Origin of the sequence: Paraburkholderia diazotrophica (assembly GCF_900108945.1) — a bacterium.
GTDB classification, from domain to species: Bacteria; Pseudomonadota; Gammaproteobacteria; order Burkholderiales; family Burkholderiaceae; genus Paraburkholderia; species Paraburkholderia diazotrophica.
Genome location: NZ_FNYE01000040.1, coordinates 1 through 21,274, shown reverse-complemented (window position 1 = coordinate 21,274; position 21,274 = coordinate 1). Strand labels below are relative to the sequence as shown.

21 protein-coding genes are annotated in these 21,274 nt (G+C 64.6%); 9 read left to right on the top strand and 12 right to left on the bottom strand.

Features of this window, described 5'->3' with window-relative positions; all coding sequences use genetic code 11:
- Nucleotides 1-10 precede the first annotated feature (10 nt).
- The 3 genes from BMW76_RS42530 to BMW76_RS32750 are packed head-to-tail and all read right to left on the bottom strand — an operon-like array spanning nucleotide 11 to nucleotide 2,055.
- Nucleotides 11-322, bottom strand: a complete 312-nt coding sequence (locus tag BMW76_RS42530; RefSeq protein ID WP_090872816.1) for a 4-oxalocrotonate tautomerase — start codon at nucleotides 320-322, stop codon at nucleotides 11-13.
- On the bottom strand, nucleotides 243-1,019 hold the full coding sequence (locus BMW76_RS32755; RefSeq protein ID WP_090872814.1) for a class II aldolase/adducin family protein: 777 nt from the start codon (nucleotides 1,017-1,019) through the stop codon (nucleotides 243-245). The genes BMW76_RS42530 and BMW76_RS32755 overlap by 80 nt, the downstream gene beginning before the upstream one ends.
- On the bottom strand, nucleotides 940-2,055 hold the full coding sequence (locus BMW76_RS32750; RefSeq protein WP_090872812.1) for an urea transporter: 1,116 nt from the start codon (nucleotides 2,053-2,055) through the stop codon (nucleotides 940-942). Before BMW76_RS32750 ends, BMW76_RS32755 begins: the two co-directional genes overlap by 80 nt.
- A 273-nt stretch (nucleotides 2,056-2,328) precedes the next feature.
- Between BMW76_RS32750 and BMW76_RS32745 the strand changes: the two genes are divergently transcribed.
- Entirely contained in the window at nucleotides 2,329-2,883 is a 555-nt protein-coding gene (locus BMW76_RS32745; protein WP_090872810.1) for a putative glycolipid-binding domain-containing protein, read from the top strand.
- A 52-nt stretch (nucleotides 2,884-2,935) separates the two neighbouring features.
- Here the strand turns inward: BMW76_RS32745 and BMW76_RS32740 are convergent, their stop codons facing one another.
- A complete protein-coding gene (locus BMW76_RS32740) occupies nucleotides 2,936-3,499 on the bottom strand; it encodes a GNAT family N-acetyltransferase (RefSeq protein ID WP_090872808.1) in 564 nt (187 codons plus the stop codon).
- A gap of 339 nt (nucleotides 3,500-3,838) precedes the next feature.
- On the opposite strand from BMW76_RS32740, the gene BMW76_RS32735 reads away from it, so the two are divergent.
- Nucleotides 3,839-4,393 carry a thioesterase family protein gene (locus tag BMW76_RS32735; RefSeq protein WP_090872806.1) on the top strand — a complete coding sequence of 185 codons (555 nt, stop codon included), beginning with the start codon at nucleotides 3,839-3,841 and terminating at the stop codon, nucleotides 4,391-4,393.
- Between the two features lie 137 nt (nucleotides 4,394-4,530).
- Here BMW76_RS32735 and BMW76_RS32730 read toward each other — a convergent pair whose 3' ends face one another.
- From BMW76_RS32730 to BMW76_RS32720, 3 genes are all read right to left on the bottom strand, one after another.
- Nucleotides 4,531-5,652 (bottom strand): TAXI family TRAP transporter solute-binding subunit, encoded by a 1,122-nt coding sequence (locus tag BMW76_RS32730; RefSeq protein WP_090872804.1) that lies wholly within the window; start codon nucleotides 5,650-5,652, stop codon nucleotides 4,531-4,533.
- 142 nt (nucleotides 5,653-5,794) lie between these two features.
- On the bottom strand, nucleotides 5,795-7,021 hold the full coding sequence (locus tag BMW76_RS32725; RefSeq protein WP_090872802.1) for a zinc ribbon domain-containing protein: 1,227 nt from the start codon (nucleotides 7,019-7,021) through the stop codon (nucleotides 5,795-5,797).
- Nucleotides 7,022-7,486: 465 nt separating this feature from the next.
- On the bottom strand, nucleotides 7,487-8,995 hold the full coding sequence (locus BMW76_RS32720) for an MDR family MFS transporter (protein ID WP_090872800.1): 1,509 nt from the start codon (nucleotides 8,993-8,995) through the stop codon (nucleotides 7,487-7,489).
- A gap of 100 nt (nucleotides 8,996-9,095) precedes the next feature.
- Between BMW76_RS32720 and BMW76_RS32715 the strand changes: the two genes are divergently transcribed.
- From BMW76_RS32715 to BMW76_RS32710, 3 genes are all read left to right on the top strand, one after another.
- Nucleotides 9,096-9,815: a TetR/AcrR family transcriptional regulator gene (locus tag BMW76_RS32715; RefSeq protein WP_090872798.1), complete on the top strand. Its 720-nt coding sequence runs from the start codon at nucleotides 9,096-9,098 to the stop codon at nucleotides 9,813-9,815.
- 162 nt (nucleotides 9,816-9,977) lie between these two features.
- The gene (locus BMW76_RS41405) at nucleotides 9,978-10,148 is read left to right on the top strand and encodes a hypothetical protein (RefSeq protein ID WP_177200560.1); all 171 of its coding nucleotides are present in this window, start codon (nucleotides 9,978-9,980) and stop codon (nucleotides 10,146-10,148) included.
- Nucleotides 10,149-10,483: 335 nt separating this feature from the next.
- On the top strand, nucleotides 10,484-10,948 hold the full coding sequence (locus BMW76_RS32710) for a response regulator (RefSeq protein WP_090872796.1): 465 nt from the start codon (nucleotides 10,484-10,486) through the stop codon (nucleotides 10,946-10,948).
- Nucleotides 10,949-10,990: 42 nt separating this feature from the next.
- On the opposite strand, the gene BMW76_RS32705 is transcribed toward BMW76_RS32710, so the two are convergent.
- The 3 genes from BMW76_RS32705 to BMW76_RS32695 all read right to left on the bottom strand — a co-directional run bounded on the left by BMW76_RS32705 (nucleotide 10,991) and on the right by BMW76_RS32695 (nucleotide 12,988).
- Nucleotides 10,991-11,587: a Fur family transcriptional regulator gene (locus BMW76_RS32705; protein ID WP_090872793.1), complete on the bottom strand. Its 597-nt coding sequence runs from the start codon at nucleotides 11,585-11,587 to the stop codon at nucleotides 10,991-10,993.
- 143 nt (nucleotides 11,588-11,730) lie between these two features.
- A complete protein-coding gene (locus tag BMW76_RS32700) occupies nucleotides 11,731-12,357 on the bottom strand; it encodes a glutathione S-transferase family protein (RefSeq protein ID WP_090872791.1) in 627 nt (208 codons plus the stop codon).
- 4 nt (nucleotides 12,358-12,361) lie between these two features.
- The gene (locus BMW76_RS32695) at nucleotides 12,362-12,988 is read right to left on the bottom strand and encodes a glutathione S-transferase family protein (RefSeq protein ID WP_090872789.1); all 627 of its coding nucleotides are present in this window, start codon (nucleotides 12,986-12,988) and stop codon (nucleotides 12,362-12,364) included.
- 167 nt (nucleotides 12,989-13,155) lie between these two features.
- Between BMW76_RS32695 and BMW76_RS32690 the strand changes: the two genes are divergently transcribed.
- Complete coding sequence (locus BMW76_RS32690) at nucleotides 13,156-14,832, top strand: ATP-binding domain-containing protein (protein ID WP_090872787.1); 1,677 nt, start codon at nucleotides 13,156-13,158, stop codon at nucleotides 14,830-14,832.
- Nucleotides 14,833-14,902: 70 nt separating this feature from the next.
- Here the strand turns inward: BMW76_RS32690 and BMW76_RS32685 are convergent, their stop codons facing one another.
- Nucleotides 14,903-15,850: a phosphoribosyltransferase gene (locus BMW76_RS32685; RefSeq protein WP_090872785.1), complete on the bottom strand. Its 948-nt coding sequence runs from the start codon at nucleotides 15,848-15,850 to the stop codon at nucleotides 14,903-14,905.
- 307 nt (nucleotides 15,851-16,157) lie between these two features.
- On the opposite strand from BMW76_RS32685, the gene BMW76_RS32680 reads away from it, so the two are divergent.
- Nucleotides 16,158-16,589, top strand: a complete 432-nt coding sequence (locus BMW76_RS32680) for a molybdopterin-dependent oxidoreductase (RefSeq protein WP_245763477.1) — start codon at nucleotides 16,158-16,160, stop codon at nucleotides 16,587-16,589.
- On the top strand, nucleotides 16,559-18,403 hold the full coding sequence (locus tag BMW76_RS32675) for an ATP-binding response regulator (protein ID WP_090872782.1): 1,845 nt from the start codon (nucleotides 16,559-16,561) through the stop codon (nucleotides 18,401-18,403). Before BMW76_RS32680 ends, BMW76_RS32675 begins: the two co-directional genes overlap by 31 nt.
- A 50-nt stretch (nucleotides 18,404-18,453) precedes the next feature.
- On the opposite strand, the gene BMW76_RS32670 is transcribed toward BMW76_RS32675, so the two are convergent.
- On the bottom strand, nucleotides 18,454-19,308 hold the full coding sequence (locus tag BMW76_RS32670; RefSeq protein WP_090872781.1) for a helix-turn-helix domain-containing protein: 855 nt from the start codon (nucleotides 19,306-19,308) through the stop codon (nucleotides 18,454-18,456).
- Between the two features lie 458 nt (nucleotides 19,309-19,766).
- Here BMW76_RS32670 and BMW76_RS32665 point away from each other — a divergent pair, with 458 nt between their 5' ends.
- Nucleotides 19,767-21,107, top strand: a complete 1,341-nt coding sequence (locus tag BMW76_RS32665; RefSeq protein WP_090872780.1) for an NAD(P)/FAD-dependent oxidoreductase — start codon at nucleotides 19,767-19,769, stop codon at nucleotides 21,105-21,107.
- The last annotated feature ends 167 nt before the right edge of the window (nucleotides 21,108-21,274 follow it).

The window sequence follows — 21,274 nt, the reverse complement described above, 5'->3', positions numbered from 1 at the left end:
CAGTAGTTCGTCAGGCAGGATCGGACCACAGACGGCCACCCGTCGCCCAGTTCTCCCGTTTGACATCGATGAGAATGATGTCGACGGAACCCGGCTCGACGTTCAGCGATTCGCACGTCGCCTTTGTGATCGCTTCGACGAATTGACGCTTCTGCTCGACCGTGCGGCCTTCGAAAAGCTCGATATGAAATGTAGGCATGTCTAGTGTTCCTTGAAGTGAGTTGAAACGAAGCGTGTCGACGTCAGTTTCTGAACGACGGATCGAGTCGATCGAGCTTGCGCAGCAGCGCGGGCCATTCGATTGCGCCTTCGATCGCGCCATCGTCGTAAAGCTGTTCGGCCGTGCGCTCGGCGACGGCTTCCGATGGCAGCACAAGCGGCCCGCCGCCCGCCTGCGCCTGCAACTGGATCTCGCAGGCCTTGATCAGCGTCGCCATCAGCACATAGGCTTCCGCGACGGTGCGGCCCAGCGTCAGCGTGCCGTGATTGCGTAGAAGCATCACGGGCTTGTCGCCGAGATCGGCGACGAGCCGCTCGCCTTCTGCGGGCGTGAACGCGAGGCCCTCGTAGTCGTGATACGCGAGATAGCCGTGAAAGCGCAGCGCGTGCTGCGAGCCGGGCAAGAGGCCGTCCTTTTGCAGCGACACGGCAACGCCCGCCGTGTTGTGCAGATGCATGACGCAGAACGCGTCGGCGCGCGCCGCGTGCACGGCGGCGTGCAACGCGAAGCCCGTCGCGTTCACGGGATGCTCGCTCTCGCCGACGATATTGCCGCCGATATCGATCTTCACCAGATTCGACGCGCAGACTTCATCGAACGACAGGCCGAACGGATTGATGAGGAAATGGCCAGGCTCGTCGGGCACGCTCGCGGAGATGTGCGTATAGACGAGATCGTCCCAGCCGTTGAGTGCCGAGAGCCGGTAGGCGGCCGCGAGATCAACGCGGGTGCGCCGCTCTGCTTCCGACATCGGCGTTGACTGCGCGATGCGGCCTGCGGGCGTGTGTGCAAATGACATGATGTCTCCCGTTCTCATACAACAGCGTTGCTGATGCTCGCCGCTTCAGCGTTCGGGCAAAGCGGCGCGGCTCTTCAGAGTCCCCGATGTCCGCGCTGCGTTTTGCTGCGGAGTCGAAGGAGCTTGTGTTGAGCGAAATGTGCGTGTCGCGAGTATCGCGCATGAAATGGCTCACCGTCCACGTGGCCACGACAAAGGGTGCGGTCAGCACGGGCACGCCGGAAAACGCAGCAGCCTGTTGCAGTGATATCGACACGCACACGCCAACGAGCGCGGCCAATGCGCCGCAATCGGCCAATGCCAACGCGGTGAGCGCGCCGTTGAATCCCCACAGGCCCGCGTCGAGCGAGAGTGTATCGACGCCGATGAGCGAGTGCGCCGCCGTCGCGAGCGCTGCGCCCGCCAGCGCGAATGCGGCGCATCGCATCGACGACATCGCGATGCCCGCGAGAATCAGCAGACCGGCCCACGCGGTCGACGCAAACGATGTCTGCGCGATGCCCGCAAGCAACGCGCGGGCGAACGGCATCCACGCAACGGCGTCGCTCGCGTTCCCGCCGACGCTTAAGCCGACGCCTGCACCGACGCTGGAAGCCGCGAACGCTCCATGTACGATCGGCAGCCAGGTCCACGTGACGAGCAGGCAAGGGCTCGAGTAGTATCCGAGGCCGCGCGAGCGCAGCAGACGCGCCCACGGTCCGAGGAACCACGCAGCGGCCGTCGCGGCGAGAATCGCGATGGCCATCGCGGTGGCGTCATCGGCGACGAACGTAAACGCGGCAAGCGCCGCCAGCGCGCCGTTGAAACCGTGCAGCCCATCGCGCGTCTCGCCCGGATCGTAGCCGCGCAGCACCGCGCCGACGTTCGCGGCGATCGCGCCCGTCGACGCGGCGCACGCGAGGCGCGGATCGCACACGAGCCATGCGGCGAGCACGCATGCGCCCGTCCGCGCATCGCGTTGCAGGACGATCTGGCCGAAGCTGCGCAGCAGCGTGCGCAGCGCAGTGAACGGCTCTTGATGGTGCTCGGCGTGCATGGCGATATCGATTAGAAGCGGACGTGACGAAGCCGCATGAGGCGGAACTCACGCGGCCAGCGAGATTCGAAGCAGATGAATCGCGAGCATAGCGAGGCGGACGCCGAACGGCATGCGCGTGCGTTGATAACGGCTATTTGCGGCGCGTGTTTTGCAGCGCATGACGTCGGTCCAGTTCGCGTCCGACGCGGTCCGAACGGAAAACGCTGCGTTCATCGCGGTGTGTTCGCGCTACGATGTCACCGATAGCGATCGATCGAAGGAGACGGATTCATGCGTGAAGTGCGATGGACCCCGGAAGAGGGCGATGGCGTCGAGCATCTCGCGTTCGACGCGCGCGCCGACGGCTTCTATGCCGAGAGCGTGCTGATCGGCGAGCGCAATGGCCATCCGTATGGCCTTGCTTACCGCGTCAAATGCGATCTGCAGTGGCGCACCGTGCATGCGTGGCTGAAAGTAATCGGCGGCCCGGAACTCGATCTGCACGGCGACGGCGAAGGCAACTGGCACGACGGTCACGGTCTCGTGCTGGCGTCGCTGGCGGGCTGCATCGATATCGACATCGCCGCGACGCCTTATACGAACACGCTCCCCATTCGCCGCCTGCAACTCGCGAAGGGCGCACGCGAGACGATCCCCGTCGCCTTCATCTCGACGCCCGATCTGCAGATCTCGCGCGTCGAACAGGCATACACGTGCGTCGAGCCGGGCAGCGAGTATCGCTATGAGGGCATCGATACGGGCTTTGCGGCCGAGCTGAAGGTCGACGAAGACGGCCTTGTGATCGACTATCCGACGATGTTCACGCGCACGTTGCCGCTCGCCTGAAGCTGCGCTTCGCGCCTGGCGACGCGCCCGTCGATTCGCGTGGGCGTGGGGCTTACTCCGCAGTCTCGGCGTTCGCTGGCAGTGCATCGCTGCCTTGTCCGAGCGCGCGCTGCATCATCGTCGAATCGAGCCAGCGTCCGTGCTTGAAGCCGACGGCCTTCAACGTGCCGACGAGTTCGAATCCCGCGTCCCGATGCAGCGACAACGAGCCGCCGCGTCCGCCGTCGGCAATGACGGCGATCATCTGACGCCACGGCCCTTGCTCGCATCGCTCGATCAGCGCGGCGAGCAGTGCACGTCCGACGCCGCGTCCGCGGCAGCCGTCGTCGACGTAGATCGAGTCTTCGATCGTGTAGCGATAGGCGATGCGCGGCCGGTACAGCGTTGCATACGCATAACCGGCGATCTTGCCGTCGAGCACCGCGACGATATATGGCAGACCGTGAGAGAGCACGGCAGCGTGGCGCTTTTGCATCTCGTCGACGGACGGCGGCGCTTCTTCGAACGACGCGACGCCCGTCAGCACGTGATGCGCGTAGATGGACTGGATGATGGGAAAGTCGGCGTCCGTCGCGTCGCGAACGACGGGCGCGGCAGCCGGAGAGGTCTCGCTCATTGTGTCGGATGGCGGTGTCGTAGCTGGAAACCTCTCACTATGCCTGCGGCGCGCGCGGAAATGAAGCGCTTCAAAAATCGGCGGCGGACGATAAGGTGAGCCGATCCAGGATGGTGAGCCGATCCAGGATGGTGAGGAAAACCAGGAGGCGCGGCTTTCCCGCTACCGACGCACGCCAGGACGAAAATACACATCGCTCACAAAACGCACGCGCGATGCGAAGAGGTGCTCTATCACCAGACGCCGCTTCTGCGGTTTCCGGCTGCGCACTCGTCGATTAACATGCAGGCTCCTTCCTCAGTCTCATCCATAGTCGGCGTCGCCGATACAGGCTTTGCCATGAACCTGCTGTTGCGTCTCTTCCTTACTCTGCTGCTGAGTCCACGGCGCAGCCATTTGCACGTGCTAGACGCTTGCGTGACGCCGTTTCGCGTGTGGCCGAACGATCTCGATGTGCTGCGCCACATGACCAATGGCCGCTACTTCACGATTCTCGATCTGGCGCGTGTCGATCTGATGGTGCGCTCGGGCATGTGGCCACAACTGAGGAGGCAAGGGTGGTATCCCGTCGTCACGCTGGAGACGATGCGCTTTCACCGATCGCTGGAGCTATGGGACCGCTACGAGGTGGCGACGCGCGTGATCGGCTGGGACGACAAGCACGTGTTCATCGAGCAGGCTTTTATCCGCGATGGCGCGCAGGTCGCGTTGGGCGTGGTGCGTGCGCGGTTTCTCAAGCGCGGCGGCGGCACCGTGCCGACGAACGATCTGCTGCAACTCGCGGGCGTCACGCAGGCTTCGCCCGCGTTGCCCGAATGGATCGTGCAGTGGAGCGCGGCCGAAGGCGGTATGGCGATTCCATCCGCTGCGCGCGAGGCGCCGGCGCAGGCGTGAACCAGTGCACGACTTGTACGCGCTGCGCCGCGTCGCACACTGTTCTCATATGCAACGAATGATGCAATGAAGGCGCCACGGCATTCGTCATGCCGTGGCGTCACGCGTCGATGAAGACGCGTCTTCGGTTCGACGCATCACTTGCCGCACAACAGCAGCAAACGCTCCTGATCCGAGCACGGACGCTTGTTGACCTTCGGCGGCGCGGGCTGTTGCGCGGAGGCCGTCGTCGGCGTGCCGGCCGCGCGGTGCGCGATGCACGCGCGCAAGTGCCGTTCGATGGGCGGGTAGTATTGCCAGCCCTTCGTGAGCGGCGGCAGTTCGAGCTTCACCTGCTTCCACTTCGGGTGTCCTTTCTCCTGAAGCACATCGAAGTTGTTGCACAGCGAATCGGCGAAGCGGTTCAGATTGCTGACCGTATCGCGCAACCCGTAGTCGTACGTGACGAGAAACGCCTTGACGGTCAGCGTCGGCACATCTTCTTTAAGCCAGTTCGGGTAGCTGCTCTGGCGTATCGTCGCGGGGAAATACGTTTCCTTCGCGCGCGACGTTTCGGGCGCATTCGCGTCGAGTCGCAGGAAGCGGATCTGCGACAGCAGATCGGGATTCATGTCGGTGAAGAGCTTCGCCGGCTGTCCCGCGACAATCACGGCCACGTCGATCTTCTTTACGACGAGCGCGGCAATCGCGTCCTCGTTGCTGAGGCTCTGCACGTTCTGCTCGGGAATCGGCTGGTTGAACATCAGCCGGTACAGCGTCGTTGCCGATTGCGCGGTGCCGCTGCCGATCGGGCCGATGCTGATCACCTTGTCCTTGATCTCGTTCATCGTCTTCATCGGCGAGTCGTTGCGCACGACAAAATAGATCTCTTCGTTATAGAGCGGCATGATGAGGCGCAACGGGCGGATCGTCGTGCCGGCGTCCGCGTTGCCGGAGTTCGCCATGTCGATATAGGCCTGATACACGTCGGATTGCACGAGCGCGAGCTTGACGCCCGGCTCGAAGCGCATGCGCTGCACGTTTTCCGCGGAGCCTTTCGATGGCATCACTTCGAGATCGATGCCCGCGGGCTGTGCGACGTATTTCGCGAGATCGGCGCCGATCTGGATGTACGTGCCGCGCTCCTGTCCCGTGACGATCTTGTAGTGCGTGGCGACGCCGGCTGCCGCCGCTGCCCCCGTCGCCCCCGCAGCGATGGCGACGGACGCGACCAATAAGCTCAACAGCGCCGTCAATCCCGTCAGTATTGTTCTGAGCATGGTCTACCTACCTTATAGTGTGTTGAAACGCGGTGCGTTGAAACGCATGCGCCTGACGGATAGCACGCATGCTCCGTTACTTCAGGCTTGCAATACGTGTGTGCTGCGTCTTCTCGATTGCGTGACGTGCTCTGCTATTTGTTCACTTGTTCGCCGATGGCGAATGCTTCCAGCCCGAATCGATGATTGCGCGCATCTCGGCGTCGACGCCGCTGGCTGCGCTCGCCGCGTTGCTGCTCGTCGCGTTCGTTGCTGCGCTTGTTGCCACGTTTGTCGCCGTCGGATTCGCGGTGACGCTCGTTGTCGTCGCGGTGCTTTTCGTTGCGATCGCGGGCGGCAGGGGCGGCAGCGACGGCGTGCCGTTGGTATTCGTATTCACATTGGCATTGGCGTCGGCGTGGTTGACGTTCATGGCGGCAGTCGCGGGCGCGGCCGCGCTGGCGAGCGGCTTCCAGCCCGTCGAAAGAATTACGCGCTCGAGCAATGACTGCGCGTCCGCGCTGCTGACGTCGATTGCGAGCGCGTGCGCCGCATGCTCGCGCACGCAGCTCCACTGCTTGTCCTTCGCGCAGTTGCTCGCCACGTTGAGCGCGGCGTCGCGCCTCTTCTCGCGGTCGCCGATTTCGCCCTGGATCTGCGCTGCGTCCGCGTTGTTCGGCTCGATCGACATCGCATCGGAAAGCGCCGACTTCGCTTCCGCGAGGCTGTTGTGCGCGAGTCCCGCGTGTGCCGCGCGCAGCGCTTCGGAGAGATCGCGGTAATGCTGGACGACGGGTGGTGGCCTCGACGGCGCGACGCGTGTCGGCGTGATGTCGGCGACGGGCGCGTTCACACTCGTTGCCGTCGGCGCGCTGCGCGCCGATTGCGCTGCGGATTGCACCACGGATTGCGGCGTTGCTCGCGGTGCGGGTGGTGATGCGGATGGTGGTGTGTAAGGCGAAATCGATCCGCCCGCCGTGCTCGCGCTGTTGGTCGTTTCGTCGCCGCTCGTGTCCTGCCGGCGGTTGTCGCCGAGCAGCAGCCAGGCCGCATAGCCCAACGCCGCGACGAAGAGCAGCATCACGACGCCTTTCGTGACCATCCACCGACCCGCCGCCTGCCATGCAGCGTGCGGCACGGCGAGGGGCGGAATAGGCATGTCGGGTGATGCGAGCGCGGGCAGACCCGAAGGATCGGTAGCCATGGCGGGCACATGCGGCGATTGCGTATCGACGGCTCTCAACTGGGTTCCGGCGCGCTTGCGCTGCGCTCTGTCGAGAGGATGATCGGCGCCACAGTACGGGCAGAACTCGGCATGCTGATACAGCACGCCGCCGCAACGTGTGCATGGCGTTGGGAAGCCCTGGGCAGGTGTCGTTTCAGCAGACATGCTTGAACCCCAACCAGTTGTAGGCGATGCCATTTCGGCATGCTCAGGATCGAAGTTGAAGCAAACGAGCGAGTTGGCGGAACTCGATCCACATGCGCTGCGTAGCAGCCGGCCCGGTTCTTTCATCATGAGGCCGCTGTGTGTGAGCAAATATGGTTTCTTTCTCGCGGCGCGTCAATCGACGTTGCTACTTATCGCACACATCGGTCGCGGCGGCCCTTGAATTAAAGGGATAAAACGATCACGCATCAGGGTTTATGCATAGGCCGAATTGCAACGCCGCCCGTTACGTTTTGATCATAGGAAAGACATCGATCAAATAAAAGGCCGGCGCAATGCACGCCGGCCGTTATGCTCAAGCACGTCATGGAGACGATGCGCGCCTTTATCCAGGCATTGGACGCCTTTCGCGCGTCGTTTTGTACGTCTTCTTGTTCTTGTGTTTGCAAGCGTCTGATGCGCTTTTCAATGCGCGCGCAGCGGATGATCTCTAAGCAGCCACGCAAGCGCGAACGCGAGCACGACCACGCAGGCGGCGACGAGATACACCGTATGCAGCGCGCTCGCGAATGCCTGCAGGTAATCGTCGCGCAACACAGCGGGCAGGTTGTGAATCGCAACGGGGCCGAGTGCGTGCGGCAGTTCGGTATCCGGCGGAATCATCGCTTGCAGGCGAGCCGCGAGACCATTCGAGAAGATCGCGCCGAATGCCGCGACGCCGACCGAGCCGCCGATCGAACGGAACAGCGTCGCGCCCGACGTCGCCGTGCCGAGATACCTGAACGGCACCGCGTTCTGCACGGCCAGGATGAGCACCTGCATCACCATCCCGAGACCGCAGCCGAGCACGCCCATATACGCATACATCACATGAACGGGCGTCGAGATCTTCAGCGTGGTGAGCAGCATCATCGCGACGCCGACGAGGAACGTGCCCATGATCGGGAACATCCGGTACTTGCCGATCTTGCTGATGATGCGTCCCGTGACGATCGACATCACGAGCACGCCGCCCATCATCGGCAGCATCTGCATGCCGGCTTCGGAAGGCGTCGAGTACTTCACGACCTGCAGATACATCGGCAGAAACGTCACCGAGCCGAACAGCGATACGCCGACGATAAAGCCGATCGCGCTCGACAGCAGAAACGTGCGGTCGCGAAAGAGCTCGAGCGGCATGATCGGCTCGACGGCGAGACGCTCTTCATAGATGAACCCGCCGATGCAGATGAACGCGAGCACGAGCGTGAACCACAGTTGCGGCGAGGTCCACGGCAACACCGTGCCGCCCTGGCTCGTGAACAGGATCACGCAGGTGAGGGCGCCCGCGAGAAAGGCCGCGCCCATGTAGTCGATCGTGTGCTTCACGTGCGCGACGCGCGGCTTGAACACGGCGCCGATCACGAGCAGCGCGGCGATGCCGAGCGGCACGTTGATGTAGAAAATCCAGCGCCACGATAGATGGTCGACGAGAAAACCGCCCATCATCGGGCCGATTACGGTCGCAAGTCCGAACACGCCGCCGAACACGCCTTGATAGCGGCCACGTTCGGCAGGCGGGATCACGTCGCCGATCGCGGCCATCGTGATGACGAGCAGTCCGCCGCCGCCGAGTCCCTGAAGCGCGCGCAGCAAGATCAGCTCCGTCATGTTCTGCGCGAGCCCGCACAGCGCCGAGCCGATCAGGAACAACACGATCGCCGTCTGCAAGACGATCTTGCGGCCGAACAGGTCGCCGAACTTACCGTACAGCGGCACGACGATCGTCGAGGTCAAAAGATAGGCGGTGACCACCCACGACAGGCTGTCCAGCCCGCCGAGGTCGCCGACGATGGTCGGCAGCGCGGTCGACACGATTGTCTGGTCGAGCGCGGCGAGCAGCATCACCAGCAGCAGCGCCGGAAACAGCACGCGCAGCGACGGGCGCTCGGCCGTGCCGGACGCGGCGTCAGGGGCAAGAGGCTGGGTTTCCATCTGGGCTTCCAATGCTTTCAAGCTGGCTTAAGTTGGCTTGAAATTAATTAACACGAAGATTAATATATGCGACATCGGATCATTCGTCAATCTCACTGTCATGGCAAGGAAATCGGTATCGGGTTTGGATCAGTCGGCGCATGCGGACCATGAAGGCGCGTCGGCGCCCGCCGCAGCGGCACGCCGTCCCGGCCGTCCGGCGGGCAGCGGACGCGGTCCCGAGCAGCGCGCCCGTCTGCTGGACGCGGCGCTTGCGCTGTTCGCGCGGCAGGGCATCGTCGACACGACGCTCGGCGAGGTCGCGCGCGAGGCAGGCTTTACGCCCGCGATGATGCACTACTACTTCAAGACCCGCGATCAACTGCTCGACGTGCTGATCGACGAGCGTTTCCTGCCGCTGCGCACGCGGCTCGCCGGTTCGTTCGAAGCGAATCCCGACGATCCCATCGCTGCGATCACGTTGCTTGCGCAGCGGCTCGTCGAGGTGGCGGGCGACTACCCGTGGTTTCCGTCGCTGTGGATTCGAGAAGTGATCAGCGAGGGCGGCCTGCTCAAGCAGCGCATGCACGAGCGTTTCGGCGATGCGAACCAGCGGCGCGGCATCGCGTATATCGAGCGGTGGCAGAAGGAAGGGCGGCTGAATCCGGATCTGGAACCGTCGCTTGTGTTTCTATCGGTGATCGGGCTGGCAATCCTGCCGCTCGCCACATCGGCGATGTGGCGCCACGATCCCGTGCGCAGAAAGCTGACGGCGGACGATATCGCGCGCCATGCCGTCGCGTTGCTCACACATGGCGTGGTGTCGAAGCCGCGCACGTGAGGCGCGCGCCCGTTGCGCATCGCTTGCCGGCAAGGCACTTTCTTCAGACGTGCAAAGGCGCTTGCCATCGCCGGGGCGCAATTTTCAGCGGCACGCAATGTGCTTGATCCATCCGTGTGTTTCGCAGGTCGACGTCCGCCATGCTCTTGCGCCGACGCGGCAATGAGCCATCTTCCGCGCACGCGTCGACAGCTTGGCGACGAAGACAACGAGGGACAGGAAGAGGATCGCAATTATCGCAGTGCCTTGCCTTCGACCGTTTCGGCCGGCTGGCCCATCTTTCATCCTGTGCGCGCTTCACAAGCTTCCTCTCGTTATCTGCATGCCTTTTGATGGTCATGCAAGCGCCTTGCGCGGCCATCAAGATGGCGCGGTGCCGCCTGGCCCAAGGGATCGAGTGTCGTGCCGGTTCTGGCGCTTTTCGAACACGGCGAGACATGCACGCGGGCGTACAGTCGCGTGCAACTCGATGCGGACAATCGAGTCCGAAGAGGGGATGTGCGCGGCAGCGAACGCGCCGTGCACGCAGTGACGACTACGCGAGGCGGGAGCGGTTGGCGGACGGACAGCGCGTCCGCCGTCCGCTGGTAAGAACGACCTTACGAGAGTAGAAACGTTGAACTCTTTTCCGCTGCCGGCGCTGGCGCGGTACACAAGTACGTAACATCATGGCCACGTCAGAGTGCATAACCAGCTTTTACAGCAATAACATCAAGATGAACGGAGTATTGAGGCTCGATCAGGCCACGATCGTGCTCGTCGAAGACGACCCGCAAAGCAGGGAATCGTTGAAAATTCTGCTCGAATCAGAAGGGGCCAACGTGATCGCAGTGGCGGATGCCGAAGAGGGCGTTGAAGCCGCCATTCAGGTGCTGCCCGATGCCGTCGTCTGCGATCTGGACCTGCCCGCGATGGACGGCTTCTATCTGATCCAGCGTCTGCGGGACCACGAGATTCGCGGCGATCACGCGCCTTGCGTCGCAGTGGCCGTGACAGGCCATACGGATGAGGCCTACCGGCTGCGCAGCATCGGCGAGGGATTCCAGCACTTCATGACGAAGCCCACACCGCCCGACGCACTGGTGACGCTGCTGCGCGATGCAATCGGTGCGCGCGCCGCCGGCTTGACCTGACGTTCGACCCGCGGCGCCGCGTCTGACGAAGACGCGGCGAGTTCAGCTGCCGGCCGCTTGCGCGGCCTGGCATGCCGAGCACAGCCCTTTGAGCTCGATTCCGTCTCCGGCGAGCCGGTAGCCTGCGTTTTCGATTTGCGCGACGAGCGCCTCGCGCAGCGCGGGCTGATGCAGTTCCGTGACATTGCCGCACTGCTGACAGACGACGAGGATGCCGTGCTGACATTGCGTCAGGTCGTGACAAACGGCGAACGCGTTGATCGATTCGATCTTGTGCACGAGCCCCGCGGACAGCAGGAAATCGAGCGCGCGATACACGGTGGGCGGCGCGGAGCCGGGGTGGATCTGGCGCATGTCGTCGAGCAGCGAATAGGCCTTGGTGGCGCGGCCCGACGTCAGCAGAAGTTCCAGCACCTTGCGGCGGATCGGCGTGAGCTTTTCGCCGCGCTCGCGGCAATATTCTTCCGCCAGCGCCAGCGCGGCCTCTGCGGATGCCGGCGTGCCCTGCGCATATCCGGGATGCTCGTGACGTGGATCGTGCGCGTGCGGATGCGCGTGGTCCGCGCGAGGCGCTGGATTGGACGCGTCTGCCGTTGCGGGCGCGACGGCGGCAGCAGCCGTTGGCTTGGCGTTTTTCATCCGCTGATTATAAGGTTGAACCCCGAGGTTGGACCCCGCGCTTGAACCCCGCGCTCGAACCCCGCGCTCGAACCCCGCGCTTGAACCAATGCCGCCGCTCCGCATGCGCGGCAGTCAGCGCACGCACAATTAAACGGCCCGCGTCAGTCGAGCTTCGCTTCGAACCCGCGCCTCACGCCTGGACGTTCGAACAGCATGTCGTACCAGCGCTTGACGTTCGGGTAGTCGGTGAGATCGACCTTGTGGCGCTCGTGCCGCCACGCCCAGCCGAGAATCGCAAAGTCCGCGACGGACAACTCGCCCGCCACGTATTCCGTCTTGCCCAGCCGCTTATCCAGCACTGCATAGAGCCGTCGCGTCTCGGCCGAAAAGCGCTTGAGGCCGTAGCGCTTGTCGTCCTCGGAAGCGAGCGCCGCGAAATGATGCACCTGTCCCGGCATCGGGCCGAAGCCGCCCATCTGCCACATCAGCCATTCGAGCACGGGCACGCGCTCGCGCAGACTCTTCGGCAGGAACTTGCCCGTCTTCTCGCCGAGGTACAGCAGGATCGCGCCCGATTCGAACACGCTGATCGGATGGCCATCCGGTCCGTCAGGATCGACGATCGCGGGAATCTTGTTGTTCGGGCTGATCGCGAGAAAGTCGGGATCGAACTGCTCGTCCTGCGTGATGTTGATCGGCTTGACGACGTACGGCAGTTCCATCTCCTCGAGCGCGACGCTGACCTTGCGGCCATTCGGCGTGCCCCATGCATAGAGCGTGATCGTCATGAGTTCAGGTTAGATCGAAATCGACGTATTTCTTGAAGCCTGGGCGCGTCGCGAGCCGTTGATACCAGCGTTCGAGATTCGGCGTAGACGGACGCTCGACGCCCGGCAGCCCGAACCAGCGCTTCGCGTATGCGCCGAGCACGATGTCCGCGAGCGTGAAGTGATCGCCTTCGATGTGAAAGCGCCCTTGCAGGTGCACATCGAGCAGCTTCCACAGCTTCGCGACATTGTCGATGTCGGCGGCGAGCTTCGCGTTGTCGCGCTCCGCCTCGGGCGTGCGCACGATGGTCCAGAACACGGGACGCTCGGCGGGCTGCAGCGTGGACAACGACCAGTCGAGCCAGCGGTCGATGCTCGCGCGTGCTTTGGGCTCCGTGGGATACAGCAGGCTCGACGCGCCGTACTGCATCGCCAGATAGCGCAGAATCGAGTTCGATTCCCACAGCACGTAATCGCCGTCGACGAGCGTCGGAATCTTGCCCGTCGGGTTCATCGCGAGGTAGTCGGGTTCGTCGTTGCGGCCGAATTGCAGGCCGGCGTCGATGCGATCGTAAGGCAGGACGAGTTCGTCGCACACCCACAAGACTTTCTGGACATTGACCGAGTTGGCGCGTCCCCAGATTGTAATCATCCGGTAATCCTCTTTGACTCTTCTACAGTGGCAAGCCGCGCCTCGTGCGCGGCGTTCAACCAGTAACGATACACGATGCGGGTTTTTCTTTCCGGGCGCCGCCGATCGGCACAATCCGCATGCACGCGTTGCGTACAATGAGCGCACCCAACATGACGAGGCATCGCATGGCCCGCATAGTTCCCGACGACTGGAAGAGTCTCGCCGCCACGGGCGCCGCCGCGCGCGAGCGCGAAACGCTGGCGCTCCTCGAAGAAGCGCTGCCGCGCGACTACACGGTCTATCACGGCGTGCACTGGACACGCTTGCACGAAGGCTTTTCCGTGTTCGGCGAGGCCGATTTCGTGATCGTCAGCCCGTCGGGGCGCGTGATGATCGTCGAGCAGAAGACGGGCTTTCTGCGCGAGACGCCGAAAGGGCTCGTCAAGGTCTACATGCAGACGGAGCGCAACGTGGCGATCGCGCTCGCGCGCACGATCGAGGGGCTGCACCGGCGCTTCACGGCGGCCTTCGGCGCAGGCACGTATTTCATCGAAGAGCTGCTGTATTGCCCGGACCACATCGTCCGGGATGCGGCGATTGCGGGCGTGAACCCCGCGCGCATCGTCGATGCGAACCGCAAGGACAAGCTCATCGGCATCATTCTCGACGCGCTGCCCGCCGACGAGCCGCGTCTCGCATGCGCATCAAAAATCCATCACTTTCTCGCCGACGAACTCGCGCTCACGCCCGACGCGAGCGCACTCGTCGGCGAGGCAGGCACGCTCGTCACGCGGCTCGCGGGCGGGCTCGCGACATGGGCGCGGCGGCTCGAATTCACGCCGTTCCGGCTGCGCGTGATCGGCACGGCGGGCTCGGGCAAGACGCAGCTTGCCGTGCAGGTGATGAACGATGCCGTCGCGCGCGGCGAGCGACCGCTCTATGTGTGCTTCAACCGGCCGCTAGCGGACCATATCGCGCGCGTCGCGCCGCCCGAGGCGAAAGTCGCGAACTATCACCAGCTATGCGACTGGGTCGTGCGCGAAAGCGGCGAGGCGCCCGATTTCCAGAGCAACGATGTATTCGACAGGCTCGAAAGCGCGTTCGCCGCGACGCCGATCGACGCGCGCTGGCAATACGACGTGCTGATCGTCGACGAGGGCCAGGATTTCCAGCAGCCGTGGGTGCCCGCGCTCGAACGGCTGCTGAAGCCGGGCGGCGCGTGGTGGTGGCTGGAAGATCCGCTGCAGAACCTGTACATGCGCGAGAGTGTCGCGCTGCCGGGCTGGACGGTGCTGCGCGAGTCGACCAACTATCGCAGCCCGCGCGATATCCTCGACTATCTGCGCGACGTGGTCGGCGCGACGGTGCCGCTCGCGGGTGCGCTGGCGGCGGGAAGTCCGTTCGACGGCTCGGACATCCTGCTGTCGACCTACGACGAAGCGCAGTCGCCCGAAAGCTGCACCGACGCGACCAAGCGCGCGATCACGCAGGCGCTCGCGCTCGGCTTTCGCAAGCAGGACATCGCGGTGCTGTCGTTTCGCGGACGCGAGGGCTCGGTGCTCGGGCCGCTCGATCAGCTCGGCCCGCACCGGCTGCGCAGCTTCACGGGCAAATACGATCTGTTCGGCAACCCCGCCTACCGCGACGGCGATGTGCTGCTCGACTCGATTTACCGCTTCAAGGGACAGTCGGCGCCGTGCGTGATCCTGAGCGAAGTCGATTTCGACGAATTCGACGAGCGCAATGCGCGCAAGCTCTTCGTCGGCGCCACGCGCGCGACGATGAAGCTGATCGTCGTCGCGTCGCAGCGCGCCGCGCGGCACTTGCAGCTGGGCGAAGCGAAGGATCAGGCGGCGGCGTAGCGCGCCACGGGGCAGGCGCGGCCGGGCGGCTCTGCGTCGAAGGCCGTCGAATGCTCGAAGTCGCCCAAGCTCAGCGCCACGCCGATGCGCTGATCAGCGTCCCCTTGCGCTCGAGCGCATCCCACCAGATCACGCGCAGAAGCGGCGCCTGCTTCGCGATGAAAAGCGCCTGCACGGCATCGCTTTCGACGAAGTGCGTGACGCCGCAGCGCAGCGCGGCCTGCGCCTTGTGCGCGGCGGCGCCCGCAGGCGTTTCGTCATGCATGTCCGGCGCGCGCATCACCAGCTCCAGATGGCCGAAGCCGTGCCGCTCCAGCCACGCGCGGGTGCGGTCCAGATCGACGTGCGGCCGGCCCGTGATCACCGCGCGCACCTTCTCCAGATCGACGTCGGGCAGGATCTCGAACGGCAGCAGCGCATCGCGTTCGTTCAGCGCGGCGGACAGGTCCTCGTCATAGCGCGACAGCGGCACGTCGGGCAGCAGGATGCCGTCCAGATCGATTGCGTAGGTCGCGTACTCGTGGTCTTGCGCCATTTTCTCGGCGGAACCCGCCTCGACCTTCAGCCAGTCCTCACGGTAACCGTCCGTGTAGGCCTGGCGCTCCCACGGGAAGAGCGCGAAGAAACCCGACGCGTCGTTTGCATAGTCCGGGCGAATGCGGCTGATCTCGTCGAACGCGCCCGTCAGCGTCTTGACGATCAGCCCGTGCTGTTCGAGGAACGCGATGCAGTCGACCAGCGTGAAACCGCGTCCCGCGATGTCTTCGCACAACAGCACCTTCGAGCCCGGCGGCGGCAGCGGCTGCGCCGAATCCCACGTGACATGGCGCGCGCGGCGGTCGTAGCTGAGAAACGCGACGGGCACGCCGATCGCATGCGAAGCCATTAACGCAAGTGGCGCGCCGCCCCGTAAGATCCCGACAGCGGCCGCGAAGCGCTCTTCGAGCAGGGCGGGCTGCAGCGAATCAATCCAGTGGTCGAGCTGTTCGTAGGTCAACGGTAGAACCGGCTTTTTCATGACGGCTTGCGGTTGGTGTTTGGCCGGATGGACGCGCGTCGGCGAAACGGCATTTTTGAGATTGAGCCGATATTATGCACGCCGTGTAAAGATTCTGTGTCGTGGCATCTGACTGCGCTGTCGTTATCGTCTGACGGCGATGTCAGGCACAATGCGAGCCACGGCTGGGAAAAGACGCACAAGAAACACAAGACCACACGAAAGGGACCAAAAAGTGCAGAACAACAAATACGGATGGTGGCGCGCGTTCGCGCTCGTGCCCGTGCTGGCGCTCGCGTTCGTGGCGCCGGGCGCGAGCGCCGCGCCGATGACGACGACGCTCGAACTCGACGTGAAAGGCAAAATCGCGAAGACGAGCGACTCCGACCACACCGTGTTTCATTTTTCGGAGGCGCAGATTCTGGCGCTGCCGACGCATACCATTACGACTTCGACGACGTGGACGGCAAAATCGACCTTCACGGGGCCGCTGCTCGCGGATATTCTCAAGACAGTGGGCGCGTACGGCGACGAGATCGAAATCCACACGCTCGATGACTACACGTACACCGTTCCTGTCTCCGATACGAGCCGCTATGGCGTGATCGTCGCGTACAGCATGAACGGCAAGCGCCTGCAGGTCAGCGACTTCGGCCCGCTGTTTCTCATTTACCCGCGCGACCAGTTTCCCGGCGAGCTGGCGGGGGCGTCGGCGGACGCAAAATTCGTATGGCAGATCAAGGCACTCATCGTCAAATAGGACGGCGCCCACTGCGCCGCGTCGTACTCGTTGTCATCTGGATCGCCGCGCTGGCGGCGCCGAGCGCGGCGATCAGCTATCTGCTGTACTCGGCTCTGCTCAATCCGCGCGAGACCCAGCAGGTCACGGGCACCTACGACGGCTTCTACTGGGACGCCGCGCAGCTCCAGATCGCCTACGCGCGGCTCGAAAGCCAGCTGTTGCTATACCAGACGGGCGTCGACAGCGACTATCGGCGGCTCACGCTGCATTTCCAGGTGCTGCAGTCGAAGCTGCGCGTGATGGCGGGCTCGACTCAGCGCCTCGCCGCGCAGGCTGAGGCCGTCCAGCGTCAGCAGGGGGAGATCGCGCGGCTGTCCGAGATGCTGGTCGCGATGCAGCCGATGCTCGACGCGCTGCCCAGTTCGCCGACGCTTGCGTCGCAGATGGTCGAGCAACTGCGCCAGCACTGGAAGGAAGTGAACGACCTCGCGCTGAGCCGACGCTTCGTCGACGTGCAGGATCGCGAGGCGATGAACTCCGACTTCATCGCGAAGCGCCGGATGCTGTTCGCGGGCGGGCTCGTGCTGCTGTTGCTGTCGGCAGCGGCGACGGCGCTGCTCGTGATGAACGGACGGCGCCGCACGAACCTGATCGTGCAGCAGCGCGCCGCGCTCGACGCCGAGCATCAGGCGAGCCGCGCCGCGCGCGAAGCGAGCCTCGCGAAGGACGCGTTTCTCGGCATGATCAGCCACGAGTTGCGCACGCCGCTGCACGCAATCGTGTCGTCGATCGAGCTGCTCGGCTTCAACTTTCACACGGAGGCCGATCGAAAGGTGATCCAGCGGCTCGAGACGGCCGCGCGCCATCTCGAAGCGCAGATGAAGGACCTCACCGACTACGCGCGGCTGGGCGCCGGCAAGCTCGAGTTGCGCCATGAGCATTTCGATCCGCGCGAACTGCTGGCGTCCGTCGTCGACGAGCACGAGCCGGCCGCGCGCGCAAAGGGGCTGGCGTTCGAAGGCAGCGCGAGCGGGCGCACGGGTCTCGTCGATTCCGACCCGCATCGCCTCCGACAGATCGTCAACAACCTCGTGACCAACGCGATCCGCTACACGGAGCGCGGCAACGTCACGCTGCATTTCGAGCAGCACGCGGGCGCGCTCGTGATCGTCGTCACCGATACGGGCCCCGGCGTGCCCGACACCCAGATTCCGCTGATCTTCAAGGAATTCACGCAGCTCGACGCGTCGCGCACGCGGCGCTTCGAAGGCGCGGGCATGGGGCTCGCGATCGTGCAGGGGCTCGTCGCGCTGTTCAACGGGACGATCGGCGTCGAAAGCGAAGTGGGCAAGGGCACGCGCTTCACGGTGACGATTCCCGTCGCATCCGTCGCGGCGCCCGCAGCTCCGGCGGCCGCGCCGCAGGAGGCGCACGGCGATGGGCGCCCGCAGGTGCTGATCGTCGACGACAACCAGCTGATCCGCGAATCGCTGTGCGAAATGCTGGAGCACATGGAATGCGACGCGGCAGCCGTCGCCAACGCCGACGCCGCGCACGCGTGGCTGGCGACAAGGCGCTGCGATCTCGTGCTGCTCGATCTGCACATGCCGGACAAGGACGGCTACGCATTCATGGCCGAGTACGCCGCGAACACGTGCGCGGCGGCGCGCACGCCCGTGATCGCCGTGAGCGCGTACGCGCCGGAAGGACCGACACGCTACGGCGACGCGCCGTTCTTCGACAGCCTGAGCAAGCCCGTTCACTACGAAGTGCTGCGCGACGCCGTGCAGCGCGCGCTGGCGGCGCGGCACGGGGCGTCGGTGGAAGGGTGACACGGGCTGGACAGGATCGTCCTGTCCCGGTAGCCCTGCGGTGCGCTTAATTAAGCCCGGCTCAAACGCTTCGACAGGTCGGCGACGAGTATTGCCATGCGCGCGGGCTTCTCATAGCAGGCCACATCGTAGTTGCGCACGATGTCGCTGATCTCCGATTCGCTCGCCTTGCCCGTCAGCAGTTCGCCCGTCAGCACGAAGATGGGCGCGTCCGGATTTTCCGAAGCGCGCACCGCGCGGATCGCCTCCGCCGACGTCTGCGGGCCGAACAGCCAGTCGATCACGACGCCGTCGAACACCTGCATCTGCAATGTTTCGGCGAACGCGGCGAGGCCGTAGATCGCCACGGCCGCAAAGCCGCTGCGCTCCAGGTAGTCGCGCAGGTTGTCGGCGGACGCCTGGTCGTCGTCGACGACGGCGATCAGCGGCTTGTCCGTTTCGGCGCGGCGCGGATAGATTTCGATCTTGTGGACTTCGTGCGCGTTCTGATAGAGCGCGCCGTCGTAGCGCACGACGCGCCACTGGTCGAGCTTCGACCACGCGATGAATTCCGGCCGGCTGCCCGCTTCGATCGGCGCGCCGATCCATGCGGTGCACGCGAGCTCGATCGAGCCGATCGCGAACACGGCCTCTTGCGCGGTGGCGCCGACCATGCCGGGGTCGAGCGTCTGCGCGCCGAACAGTTGCGCGGCCGGTTCGCCAAAGACTTCGGCGACCTTCTTGATCTGCGAGAGCGTCCAGGGGCTGTTGCCGCGCAGCTTGCGGTGGCCCTGCGAAAAACTCAAATCGAGGATGCGGCAAAGCTCGCTGGTCTGCTGACGCTTGCCGATGCCGTGACGGCTCATCAATTCGCGCACGCGTTCGGCGACGGCGAGCGAGTCGGTTGAGGTGGCTTCGTTGGACATGCGCGAAGTTTCTGTCTGTCAGTATGAATCGTTGTTTATGACGAAGCGTCGTTTCGACGGCGCGTAGCGCGGGTCTCCCGGATGCGCCGCATGGGCGCGCCCCCCGCGCGGGACAGCCAATGTACAGCAAAACGCGCCGCGCGCCTGGAATCGCGCGGCGCTCGCGCGGCGGCGTGCCGCTCCTGGCCGTGAAAACGGCCCGTTCTGTTGAATTCGATTGCCTGCGCGGATCAGCACAGCTTCGCTCGTTGCCCGGCCCTTCTATTTTAGCGGCGAAAACGTATGCGTAACGCATTGTCTCGGGTGTCGATGGTCTTTTGCCGATGCCGATCGCGCGTGGGGCCGGCGCGCAAAAGATGGTGCGTGGCGGTTCGCTTCATGACCGGCATTGCGGCATCCGCGCGGGCCTGAGAAGATGCAGACCCTCGACACCGCCACGTTGCGCGATCCGCTTTCCGATGACGACGACCTATCCGCTGCACGCAAACCTGAGTCCGGCCGACGCGCCGTTTCCCGATCAAGCCGATGTCGTCATCGCGGGCGCGGGCATCATGGGTTGCGCCGCGGCGTACTACCTCGCGCGGCGCGGCGTGAAGGCTGTCGTGCTCGACAAGTCGCGCATCGCGGGGCAGCAGTCGACGCGCGCATGGGGTTTCGTGCGCCAGCAGGGCCGCGAAGCCGCCGAAGTGCCGCTGATGATGGCGGGCATGCGCATTTGGGAACAGCTCGAACGCGAACTGAACTTCGATCTCGAATGGCGGCAGGGCGGCTGTCTCTACGTCGCGGACAACGAAGAAGACTGGGCATCGTTCCAGCAATGGATGGACGTCGCAAAGCAGTATGGGCTCGATACGCGCGTGCTCGACCGCGCGCAGATCGACCACCATGTGCACGGCATGCACGGCCCGGCGTTGGGCGGCCTGTACACGGCGAGCGACGGCCAGGCCGAGCCGCGACGCGCGGCGGCTGCGTTTGCCGCACGTGCCGTCGAAGCGGGCGCGCGCTTTTTCGAAGGCTGCGGCGTGATCGGCATCGAACGGGCGGCGGGCGCGGTGACGGGCGTCGTCACGGAGCGCGGCATGATCCGCGCGCGGCATGTGATCTGCGCGGCGGGCGCGAGCAGCTGGCGGCTGCTGGACACGCTCGGCATCGCGTTGCCGCAGCAGGCCGTGCGCGGCACGTGCATGCGCACGAACCCGTTGCCGGCCATCACGGCGTCGACGTTCTGGGGGCATGGCCTCGGCATCCGTCAGCGCGCGAACGGCGCGATCAATCTCGCCGACGACATGCAGGTCGACGTCGACATGACGTTCGGCCATTTCCGCGCGCTGAAGTGGTTCCTGCCCGAGCTATGGACGCAGCGCGAGAAGTTCAGCTTCCATTTGAACGGTGCGTTCGTGCGCGACGTGCTCGACCGTCTGCCAGGCGTCGTGCCCACGGGCGAGCGCGTGCTGCACCCGCGCGACCCGAATCCGCAGCCGAATCGCGCGCACGCGCCGCGCGCGTTGCAGAAGCTGCGCACGCTTTTTCCGGCGTTGAAGGATGCGCAGGTGGTCGAGTCATGGGCGGGGCTGATCGACGTGCTGCCGGATGGCATTCCCGTGCTCGACGCGCCGTCGCAGACGCCGGGTCTGCTGATCGCCACCGGCTTCTGCGGACATGGCTTCGCGATGGGACCGATCGTCGGCCGGCTGATGGCGGAATGGATCGATGACGGCAGGCCGTCGCTGGATTTGTCGGCGTTCCGGTTGCAGCGGTTTTTCGATGGGACGATGCAGAGGCCGAGGAGCATGTTGTGAGTCGGGTTTCTTGATGTCTGCGACGCTGGTTGGTTTTTTGCTTCTTTCGCTGGCATCCGCGGTGCGGTCGTTTGCTTTGCCCTTCGCTGGCATCCGCGATGCGCCTCGCGGCGCGGGCGTTGCCCCTGTGCGGGGCGGCACTTGCTTCTGTTTGCAACGGCTCTTGT

What these genes read in the sequence shown, in the direction of transcription:
- BMW76_RS32670 (WP_090872781.1), bottom strand. Translation starts at nt 19,308, where the DNA reads ATGTCCAACGAAGCCACCTCAACCGACTCGCTCGCCGTCGCCGAACGC.
- BMW76_RS42530 (WP_090872816.1), bottom strand. Translation starts at nt 322, where the DNA reads ATGGCGCGATCGAAGGCGCAATCGAATGGCCCGCGCTGCTGCGCAAGC.
- BMW76_RS32705 (WP_090872793.1), bottom strand. Translation starts at nt 11,587, where the DNA reads ATGAAAAACGCCAAGCCAACGGCTGCTGCCGCCGTCGCGCCCGCAACG.
- BMW76_RS32680 (WP_245763477.1), top strand. Translation starts at nt 16,158, where the DNA reads ATGACGACGACGCTCGAACTCGACGTGAAAGGCAAAATCGCGAAGACG.
- BMW76_RS32735 (WP_090872806.1), top strand. Translation starts at nt 3,839, where the DNA reads ATGAACCTGCTGTTGCGTCTCTTCCTTACTCTGCTGCTGAGTCCACGG.
- BMW76_RS32730 (WP_090872804.1), bottom strand. Translation starts at nt 5,652, where the DNA reads ATGCTCAGAACAATACTGACGGGATTGACGGCGCTGTTGAGCTTATTG.
- BMW76_RS32725 (WP_090872802.1), bottom strand. Translation starts at nt 7,021, where the DNA reads ATGTCTGCTGAAACGACACCTGCCCAGGGCTTCCCAACGCCATGCACA.
- BMW76_RS32745 (WP_090872810.1), top strand. Translation starts at nt 2,329, where the DNA reads ATGCGTGAAGTGCGATGGACCCCGGAAGAGGGCGATGGCGTCGAGCAT.
- BMW76_RS32685 (WP_090872785.1), bottom strand. Translation starts at nt 15,850, where the DNA reads ATGAAAAAGCCGGTTCTACCGTTGACCTACGAACAGCTCGACCACTGG.
- BMW76_RS32665 (WP_090872780.1), top strand. Translation starts at nt 19,767, where the DNA reads ATGACGACGACCTATCCGCTGCACGCAAACCTGAGTCCGGCCGACGCG.
- BMW76_RS32740 (WP_090872808.1), bottom strand. Translation starts at nt 3,499, where the DNA reads ATGAGCGAGACCTCTCCGGCTGCCGCGCCCGTCGTTCGCGACGCGACG.
- BMW76_RS32695 (WP_090872789.1), bottom strand. Translation starts at nt 12,988, where the DNA reads ATGATTACAATCTGGGGACGCGCCAACTCGGTCAATGTCCAGAAAGTC.
- BMW76_RS32720 (WP_090872800.1), bottom strand. Translation starts at nt 8,995, where the DNA reads ATGGAAACCCAGCCTCTTGCCCCTGACGCCGCGTCCGGCACGGCCGAG.
- BMW76_RS32675 (WP_090872782.1), top strand. Translation starts at nt 16,559, where the DNA reads ATGGCAGATCAAGGCACTCATCGTCAAATAGGACGGCGCCCACTGCGC.
- BMW76_RS32755 (WP_090872814.1), bottom strand. Translation starts at nt 1,019, where the DNA reads ATGTCATTTGCACACACGCCCGCAGGCCGCATCGCGCAGTCAACGCCG.
- BMW76_RS41405 (WP_177200560.1), top strand. Translation starts at nt 9,978, where the DNA reads ATGAGCCATCTTCCGCGCACGCGTCGACAGCTTGGCGACGAAGACAAC.
- BMW76_RS32700 (WP_090872791.1), bottom strand. Translation starts at nt 12,357, where the DNA reads ATGACGATCACGCTCTATGCATGGGGCACGCCGAATGGCCGCAAGGTC.
- BMW76_RS32710 (WP_090872796.1), top strand. Translation starts at nt 10,484, where the DNA reads ATGGCCACGTCAGAGTGCATAACCAGCTTTTACAGCAATAACATCAAG.
- BMW76_RS32715 (WP_090872798.1), top strand. Translation starts at nt 9,096, where the DNA reads ATGGCAAGGAAATCGGTATCGGGTTTGGATCAGTCGGCGCATGCGGAC.
- BMW76_RS32750 (WP_090872812.1), bottom strand. Translation starts at nt 2,055, where the DNA reads ATGCACGCCGAGCACCATCAAGAGCCGTTCACTGCGCTGCGCACGCTG.
- BMW76_RS32690 (WP_090872787.1), top strand. Translation starts at nt 13,156, where the DNA reads ATGGCCCGCATAGTTCCCGACGACTGGAAGAGTCTCGCCGCCACGGGC.